At 74.0% G+C, this 8,754-nt stretch carries 5 protein-coding genes; 4 read left to right on the top strand and 1 reads right to left on the bottom strand.

Features of this window, described 5'->3' with window-relative positions; all coding sequences use genetic code 11:
• Positions 1-1,185: SUKH-4 family immunity protein (locus tag ACFV4F_RS34920; RefSeq protein WP_380508704.1), on the top strand; the 1,185-nt coding region annotated here is incomplete at its 5' end.
• 266 nt (positions 1,186-1,451) lie between these two features.
• Entirely contained in the window at positions 1,452-2,837 is a 1,386-nt protein-coding gene (locus tag ACFV4F_RS34915; RefSeq protein ID WP_380508701.1) for a hypothetical protein, read from the top strand.
• Between the two features lie 10 nt (positions 2,838-2,847).
• Here the strand turns inward: ACFV4F_RS34915 and ACFV4F_RS34910 are convergent, their stop codons facing one another.
• Positions 2,848-3,570: a hypothetical protein gene (locus tag ACFV4F_RS34910; RefSeq protein WP_380508699.1), complete on the bottom strand. Its 723-nt coding sequence runs from the start codon at positions 3,568-3,570 to the stop codon at positions 2,848-2,850.
• A 340-nt stretch (positions 3,571-3,910) separates the two neighbouring features.
• Here ACFV4F_RS34910 and ACFV4F_RS34905 point away from each other — a divergent pair, with 340 nt between their 5' ends.
• Together ACFV4F_RS34905 and mfd are read left to right on the top strand one after the other, a co-directional pair.
• A complete protein-coding gene (locus tag ACFV4F_RS34905) occupies positions 3,911-4,318 on the top strand; it encodes a beta/gamma crystallin domain-containing protein (RefSeq protein ID WP_380446257.1) in 408 nt (135 codons plus the stop codon).
• Between the two features lie 686 nt (positions 4,319-5,004).
• Complete coding sequence (gene mfd, locus ACFV4F_RS34900) at positions 5,005-8,637, top strand: transcription-repair coupling factor (RefSeq protein WP_380508697.1); 3,633 nt, start codon at positions 5,005-5,007, stop codon at positions 8,635-8,637.
• Positions 8,638-8,754 lie beyond the last annotated feature (117 nt).

Raw genomic sequence — 8,754 nt, 5'->3', positions numbered from 1 at the left:
GCTCTCGCGGCCCCCCCGCCCGGGCGCGCTATCGACCCGGCGCTGCTGGGCGCCGGCCCGGCGGACCCGGGCACCCCGCCGTCCGGCGGCCCGGCCGCCCCGCCGCCGCCCGGCGGTCCGGCGGCTCCGGCCGGGCCCGCGGGCTACGGCTACCCGAACGCGGGCGGCGGGCCGGGCGCCGGCGCGCCGCAGGCGGCCCCGGTGCCGCCGGGCGTGCCCACGGTCGGCCCCGGCTACTTCGCCGCGCTCAGCTACCGCGGCCCGGACGGCTCGGAGCAGAAGCTGCTGCACCGCAGCGAGCCCGGCACCCCGCACCCGGAGTGGAAGATCCTCCAGGACCTGCGGCGGCTCAACGTGCCGCCGGACCAGGTGCTGGAGCTCTACACCGAGCTGGAGTCCTGCGACCTGCCCGGCGGCTACTGCAACCGCATGATCGCCGCGTCCTGGCCGAACGTCCGGCTCACCCACACCGCCTCCTACGGGCGCGACCACGCGTCCCGGCAGGCGGGGATGGCGGAGCTGCTCGACCACCTGGACGAGCTGCACCAGCTGGCCTCGGGCCCGCAGCGGGTCCGCCCGTTCCGGGTGCCGCCGCCGGCCCCGGGCAGCGTCCAGGTGCTGCCGCCGCTCCCGCCGCAGCAGCTGGCGCAGGAGCTGGGCCTGCACTTCGGGCCGAACCTGTTCCGCTTCGAGCAGCGCGCGGTCTCCCGCCAGGGCGTGCCGGAGCCGGTCGCCCAGACCCTGATGTGGGCCGGGCTGCCGCGCGACTTCGGGCCGTTCTTCTGGGCGCAGGCGCAGGACGGCCGGCCGATCCCGACGCTCGCCGAGCTGGCCGCCGAGCGCGGCCTGCCGCAGGGCCCGGACTTCGCCGGCTACCTGGTGCTCGGCAACGACTACGGCCGCCAGCTGTGCGTCCAGTACGGCACCGCGAACGTGGTCGCCGTGGACGTCGACGGAACCGGGCAGCCGCCCCGGTTCGTCAACACCGGTGTACCGGAGTTCGTCCGTTCGCTGGCCCTGCTGGGCCGCATGTGGCGGCTGCGGTACGGGCTGACGCCGGAGCAGGCCGGACGCTGGACGGCCGACTTCCAGGCGGAGCTCGCCGCGATCGACCCGGCGGCCCTGCAGAACGCGGACACCTGGTGGGCCGTGCTGCTGGAGCAGTTCTGGGACGGCCTGCTGTAGCGGACCGTTCCGGATCCTCGCAGGTGGGGAGGGGTCGTTCCGGTGTCCGGAACGGCCCCTTCGGCGTGCCGTCGCGGCGGTGCCTCGTTGGGGTTTCGTCCGGATCTGCGCAAAATAGGTCAAGAGGATGGGTCTATTCGTCCGGTCCTCGATCTATTTCGATCCGTCCGACGGGCGGATCCGGACCCGGTCGCCGAACCGGTCCCGGAGCCGTCCGTTCCGTCCGATCATGGGCTCCGCAGCCCGCGACACGAGGGGAAGAGCCCATGAGCGACGCCGTCTCCCAGTACGGCTTCACCCCGGCCCGGCGTGGTTACGCGCCCGAACAGGTCGACCGCGCCCTGGCCGCGCTCACCGCGCAGCGCGACGAGGCCTGGGAGCGGCTCAGCGTCCTCGGCGCCGGGATCCGGCAGATGGAGGGCAGGCTGGCGGAGGTCCGCCAGGCCGCGCAGGACGCGCCCGCGCCCGACTACACCGTGCTGAGCGAGGAGGCCGCTGGCCTCGCCGTCATGGCCGAGACCGAGGCCCGCGCCGTCCGGGAGAAGGCCGAGCGCTTCGCCGAGGACCTGCGCGACGAGGTGTACGAGGCCGGCCAGGCCGCCGAGCACGCCGCCAAGGAGTACGCGGCCACCACCCGCAGCGAGGCCGACCAGGCCGCGCGGCGCACCGAGGAGCGCACCCGCGCCGAAGCGGAGACGATCCGCGGCGACGCCGACGGCGACAACCGGACCGTCCGGGACGCCGCCACCGCCTACGCCGCCAAGGTGCGCGTCGCCGCCGCCGAGGCGAGCGAGCAGGCCGAGGCCGAGCTCGCCGACCGGCGGCGCGGCGCCGACGAGGCCTTCGCCGAGGCCCAGGCCCAGGCCGACGCGGAGGACGCCGAGGTCGCGGAGACCGCCGAGCGCCGGGTCAGGGAGGCCGAGCAGCACCGGGAGACCGTGCTCGGCCAGATCAAGCAGTTGGAGGCCGAGGCGCAGGCCAAGGCCGACCGGAGCGTCGAGCAGGCGCGCCGGGAGGCGGAGAAGGCCAACGCGGCGAGCGAGCAGGAGCAGACCGAGTTCGCGGCCCGGCTGGAGACGGTGCAGCAGCACCTCGACCACATCAAGGCCACGCTGGCCTCGCTCACCGGGGCGGCGGTCGGCCAGATCGAGGCGGCGGCCGTGCGGGCGCCCGAGGCCGCCGACGTGTCTGCCGATGCTGTCGCCGACGTCGTCACCGATGCCGCCGCCGATGCCGCGGCTGATGCCGTCACCGATGCCGTCGCCGATGCCGTCACCGACGACGGCACCGCGCCCGCGGACTCCGAGGCGGACACCGGTGAGATCCCGGTGCCCGACCTGCGCAAGCGGGACGCGGCGGGCGCGGGGAAGGAGACGGCCGTCCTGCGGCTGCCGTCCGCGCAGGTCGCCGCCCCGGCCCCGGCCGACGCCGCGCCGGCGGACGTTCCGGCCGACGCGCCCGTGGTGACCGGCCCGGTGCCTCCCATGCCGGCCGCGCCGCCGCGGACCGGTCCGGCCGAGCCCGTCGCTGCGGACTCGGACGCGGACGCGGGCACGGAGCCGGAGGAGACCCGGATCATCCCGAAGATCGTCATCGTGGACGACGGCGCCGGCTACGCGACCCCGAACACCGTCTCCTACCGCCGCCGCTGAGACACCCCGGCTACTGCGGCGGCGCACCGTCCGCCAGCAGCCCGGTGAGCTTCTCGTCCTGGGCCCTGACCGCCTCCCGCCGGGCGGTCAGGGCCTCGGCGTTGCGGTCGATCAGCTGGCGCTGGTACCCGGTGAGGACGGTGAACCAGAGGGCCGCCAGGTTGCTGCGGGCCGTGCAGTCGAGGTCGGCGCGGGCGGCGGCCAGTTCGCCGGGGGTGATCTCCGCGGTGCCGCGGTAGCGCTCCGGCAGGGCCTCCGGGGCGTCGGCCGCGAACCCGGCCGCGCCCATGCACGCCGACCAGTCCTTCATCGCCGCGACGACCCTGGCGTCCGTCCCGGCGGCCTTCAGCGACGTGTCGAACAGCCGGCCCACCAGATCGGCGCCGGGCCCCTGCGGCGGTCCGATCCGCTCCGCCGCCTGCCGGTCGCAGTCCACCCGGGCGTTGTCGTAGGCCTCGCCGGAGCCGGCCGGGGCGGCGGCCGGGCGCGGGAGCGGCCGGCGGGGCGGGTGGAAGCCCTGGACGGCGGCGGCGTCCGCGCCCAGGTAGCCCCAGGCGCCGGCCGGCAGTGCGGTCGCGTTGTCGGGCGCCTCGGCGGCCTGGAGGCCGTCCCCGTCGAACGCGGTGAAGCCGGCCCGGCGCATGCAGGAGACGACGAGCATGTTCCGCGCCTGGATCTCCTTCACGGCGCTCCGGTCGTCGGCCTGGTAGGCGGAGAGCGGAAGTCCGGTCATTCCGCCCCGGCCGGATTCCGGGGCGCGCGCCCCGGAGACCTCCGGCGGGGTCGGCGCGGAATCCGAGGAGCCGCTTCCGGAAACCCCGGAACAACCGGCGGAGAATGCCGTGATCACCACCGTCAGGGCGGCCGAGGCGAATCGCCTCGACGGCGCGGGAAGTTGCACGGCGAGTACTCCGATCCTCAAGCGCTGCAAGCTTGTTCGGACCCTAGCGCATTCCTTTGGCGGCGGTTCCCGCGGCCGCCGGCGAACGATCGGCTTGGCCGGAAAACAGCTGTCCGGTGTTGCCCCGCCGTGCAAATCTCGGGAGTCGCAAACCGCGACCGATGGAGGGTCCATGGTTATCCGCACACATTTCCGTTCGGACCGCCGGAATTCGAGCCACCGGAACAGAAATGCGAACGCCCGCAGGCTGGGCGCGCTCGCGGTGCTCACCGCGGCCGCCGCGACCCTGCTGCCGGTGACCGGCGCCCGGGCGGTGGAACGCGTCGACTGCGGCAACCGGAACGATTTCGCGAAGGTGTACAACTACGGCTACGGCGGGCGGCTCTGCTTCGCGAACGACGGCTGGATGGCCGTCCGCATCTACAACGTCGACCGGATCGACGCCGGCAACAACCGGGTCGTCACCTACCTCGGCGGCGGGCTCGGCTCCTGGACGGTTTTCAACTGGGAGCAGTACGACTTCAATGCCAACCAGGGCCACCAGGTGATGATGTACGACATCAACCTCTCGCGCTGGTAGCCCGCCGGGGCACCGTACGGTCGGGCGGGTGCGGCCGCTCGGCCTGACGGGGCTCCAGGGACGCGCGGGGCCCAGGCGGCCTCGGGGTGTGCGAGGAGCGGAATCGTGTGAGGCCCCGGAGGCGTGTGACCCGGGAGGCCCCCGGAGGCGTGTGAGGCCCCGGAAGCCCGGGAGGCCCCGGAAACGTGTGAGGCCGAGACCCGTGGCGCCCTCCAGGAAAGGGCGCCACGGTTCCCGGCGCTTGGGCGGGCGCCCCCACCCAGGGTCGCCCGGCCTCGCACCTCCGACCCCCATCGGGGGTGCGACAGTGCCTCCGCAGCCATCCCCCACGGTTGGGTGCGGCGGGCACATTCACCATGGTGCGCGATCTCCATGGACGGCCAGTGACAGGAGTATGTCCACTTCATGGCAGATCGCGGAGCCCGAGCTGGACCGCCGAGCCGGTGGTTCGTCCACGGGCCCGCCCGGTGTTCCGTCCAGTGGTTCGTCCGCGGGTGCTCCCGCGCGGGCCCGGTGAACGGTTCGTCCGCGTCCGGCCCCGCCGGGCCCGTACACCGCGTGCGTGTCGCTACCGCGGCGTAGGCTGGAGACCCCCGGCCGCTCGGCGTGCCGGGCCGTTCGCGTTGCCCCGGCGGGCCTTCGCCGCCCCGGGGCAGCACCAGCCACGGGACGAAGAAGAGACCCCAATGAGCCTGACCGGACTGCTCGATGTCGTCGCGCGGGACGCGGCGCTCGCCGAGGCGATCGGGGCGGCCACCGCCACCGGCGCCGCGGCCGGCGGCCGCCGACACCTGGACCTGGTCGGGCCGCCCGCCGCCAGGCCGTTCGCCATCGCCGCGCTCGCCCGTGCGCTCGCCGTCGCGGCGGCGGGGGACCGCGGCCGTCCGGTGCTCGCCGTGACCGCCACCGGCCGCGAGGCCGAGGACCTCGCCGCCTCCCTGCGCTCGCTGCTGCCGCCCGACGCGGTCGCCGAGTACCCGGCCTGGGAGACGCTGCCGCACGAGCGGCTGTCGCCCCGCTCGGACACCGTCGGGCGCCGGCTCGCCGTGCTGCGCCGCATCGTGCACCCGCGCGCGGACGACCCGGCGGCCGGTCCGGTCCAGGTGATCGTCGCCCCGGTGCGTTCGGTGCTCCAGCCGCAGGTGAAGGGGCTGGCCGAGCTGGAGCCGGTCGCCGTCCAGCGAGGGGAGTCGCACGACCTGGAGGAGGTCGCCCGACGGCTGGCCGCCGCGGCCTACGCGCGCGTCGAACTCGTCGAGAAGCGCGGCGAGTTCGCCGTCCGCGGCGGTATCCTGGACGTCTTCCCGCCGACCGAGGAGCACCCCCTGCGGGTGGAGTTCTGGGGCGACGACGTCGAGGAGATCCGCTACTTCAAGGTCGCCGACCAGCGCTCCCTGGAGATCGCCGAGCACGGCCTGTGGGCGCCGCCCTGCCGCGAACTGCTGCTCACCGACGACGTGCGGGCGCGGGCCGCCGAACTGTCCGCCGGGCACCCCGGGCTGGCCGAGATCCTGGACAAGATCGCCGAGGGCATCGCGGTCGAGGGCATGGAGTCCCTCGCGCCGGTCCTGGTGGACGACATGGAACTGCTGGTCGACGTGCTGCCGCTCGGCTCGGTCACCGTGGTCTGCGACCCCGAGCGGGTGCGCACCCGGGCCGCCGACCTGGTCGCCACCAGCCAGGAGTTCCTGCACGCCTCCTGGGTCGCCGCGGCGGCCGGCGGGGACCGGCCGATCGACCTGGAGGCCATCGACGTCTCCGCCGCCTCGCTGCGCTCGCTCGCCGAGGTGCGCGAGCACGCCGACGAGATCGGACTGCCGTGGTGGTCCGTCAGCCCGTTCGCGACCAGCGAGTCGGCGGTCGACGGCATCCTTGAGTTCGACGCGAACACGCTGACCCTCGGCATGCACGCCGTCGAGGCCTACCGCGGCGACACCGCGCGCGCGATCGCCGACGCCAAGGAGCGGCTGGCCTCCGACTGGCGCGTCGTCATGGTGACGGAGGGCCACGGGCCCGCCTCCCGGCTCGCGGAGGTGCTCGGCAACGAGGGCATCCCGGCCCGGCTCGTCGCCGACCTCGCCGACGCGCCCACCCGGGACGTCGTCCACGTCTCCTGCGGCTCGATCGAGCACGGTTTCGTCGACGAGGCCCTCAAGCTCACCGTCATCACCGAGACCGACCTGTCCGGCCAGAAGTCCTCCACCAAGGACATGCGCCGGATGCCCTCCCGGCGCCGCAACGCGATCGACCCGCTGGCCCTGGCCGCCGGCGACTACGTCGTCCACGAGGCGCACGGCGTCGGCCGGTACGTCGAGATGGTGCAGCGCACCGTCCAGGGCGCCACCCGCGAGTACCTGGTGCTGGAGTACGCCCCCGCCAAGCGCGGCCACCCCGGCGACCGGCTGTTCGTGCCGACCGACCAGCTCGACCAGGTCACCAAGTACGTCGGCGGCGAGGCCCCGACGCTGCACCGGCTCGGCGGCGCGGACTGGGCGAAGACCAAGCAGCGGGCCAAGAAGGCGGTCAAGGAGATCGCCGCAGACCTGATCAAGCTGTACTCGGCGCGCATGGCCGCGCCCGGCCACACCTTCGGCCCGGACACCCCGTGGCAGCGCGAGCTGGAGGACGCCTTCCCGTACGCGGAGACGCCGGACCAGCTGACCACCATCGCCGAGGTCAAGTCGGACATGGAGAAGTCCGTCCCGATGGACCGGCTGATCTGCGGCGACGTCGGCTACGGCAAGACCGAGATCGCGGTGCGCGCGGCGTTCAAGGCGGTGCAGGACGGCAAGCAGGTGGCCGTGCTCGTGCCGACCACGCTGCTGGTGCAGCAGCATTTCTCGACCTTCGCCGAGCGCTACGCCAACTTCCCGGTCACGGTGAAGGCGCTGTCCCGCTTCCAGACCGACAGCGAGGCGAAGGCCGTCCTGGAGGGCCTGTTCGAGGGCTCGGTGGACGTCGTCATCGGCACCCACCGGCTGTTCTCCGCCGAGACCAGGTTCAAGGACCTCGGCCTCGTGATCGTCGACGAGGAGCAGCGGTTCGGCGTCGAGCACAAGGAGCAGCTGAAGAAGCTGCGCGCCAACGTCGACGTGCTCACGATGTCCGCGACCCCGATCCCGCGCACGCTGGAGATGGCCGTCACCGGCATCCGCGAGATGTCCACCATCACCACCCCGCCGGAGGAGCGGCACCCGGTGCTGACCTTCGTCGGCCCGTACGACGAGAAGCAGATCTCGGCCGCGATCCGGCGCGAACTCCTGCGCGAGGGCCAGGTGTTCTACATCCACAACCGGGTCGAGTCGATCGACAAGGCGGCGGCCCGGCTCAAGGACCTCGTGCCCGAGGCGCGGATCGCCACCGCGCACGGGCAGATGGGGGAGACCCAGCTGGAGAAGGTCGTCGTCGACTTCTGGGAGAAGGAGTTCGACGTCCTGGTGTCCACCACGATCGTCGAGTCCGGCATCGACATCTCCAACGCCAACACCCTGATCGTCGAGCGCGGTGACACCTTCGGGCTCTCCCAGCTGCACCAGCTGCGCGGGCGGGTCGGGCGCGGGCGCGAGCGCGGGTACGCCTACATGCTGTACCCGCCGGAGAGGCCGCTCACCGAGACGGCGCACGAGCGGCTGGCCACCATCGCCCAGCACACCGAGATGGGCGCCGGCATGTACGTCGCGATGAAGGACCTGGAGATCCGCGGCGCCGGCAACCTGCTCGGCGGCGAGCAGTCCGGGCACATCGCCGGCGTCGGCTTCGACCTCTACATGCGGATGGTCGGCGAGGCGGTGGCCGAGTTCCGCGAGTCGCTCGCGAGCGGTGGCGGCGAGCCGGAGGAGGAGCCGCTGGAGGTCAAGATCGAGCTGCCGGTCGACGCGCACGTGCCGCACGACTACGCGCCCGGCGAGCGGCTGCGGCTGCAGGCCTACCGCTCGATCGCGGCCGTCAACTCGGAGGAGGACATCCAGCAGGTCCGGGACGAACTCGTGGACCGCTACGGCAAGCTGCCCGAGCCGGTGGAGAACCTGCTGCTGGTCGCGGCGCTGCGGCTGTACGCCCGGCGGTGCGGCATCTCGGACATCACGCTGCAGGGGGCGAACGTCCGGTTCGGGCCGGTGGAGCTGCGCGAGTCGCAGCAGCTGCGGCTGAACCGGCTCTACCCGCGCAGCCAGGTCAAGGCCGCGAGCCGGCAGTTGCTGGTGCCCCGGCCGAGCACCGGCCGGATCGGCGGCAAGCCGCTGGTCGGGCGGGAGCTGCTGGGGTGGTGCAGCGAGTTCCTGTCGGCGATGTTCGACGACCTGGCGGGGGCGAGGAAGTAGCGCCCGCGGGCGGTTGGTGCACGGCGGTCTCGGGCTCTGCCCGGGGCCGCCGTTTCGTTCGTGCGGGGGCGTTCGTGCGGGGGCCTTGGTGCGGCGGTGCGGCCGCGTTCGTGCGGG

Origin of the sequence: Kitasatospora sp. NPDC059722 (assembly GCF_042733235.1) — a bacterium.
Lineage (GTDB): Bacteria > Actinomycetota > Actinomycetes > Streptomycetales > Streptomycetaceae > Kitasatospora.
The sequence above is the reverse complement of the archived record's forward strand: the minus strand, read 5'-3'. Positions and strand labels throughout refer to the sequence as shown.

Bases quoted from the DNA above. Each gene is read 5' to 3' on its own strand.
- mfd (WP_380508697.1), top strand. From the start codon at position 5,005: ATGAGCCTGACCGGACTGCTCGATGTCGTCGCGCGGGACGCGGCGCTC.
- ACFV4F_RS34910 (WP_380508699.1), bottom strand. From the start codon at position 3,570: ATGACCGGACTTCCGCTCTCCGCCTACCAGGCCGACGACCGGAGCGCC.
- ACFV4F_RS34905 (WP_380446257.1), top strand. From the start codon at position 3,911: ATGGTTATCCGCACACATTTCCGTTCGGACCGCCGGAATTCGAGCCAC.
- ACFV4F_RS34915 (WP_380508701.1), top strand. From the start codon at position 1,452: ATGAGCGACGCCGTCTCCCAGTACGGCTTCACCCCGGCCCGGCGTGGT.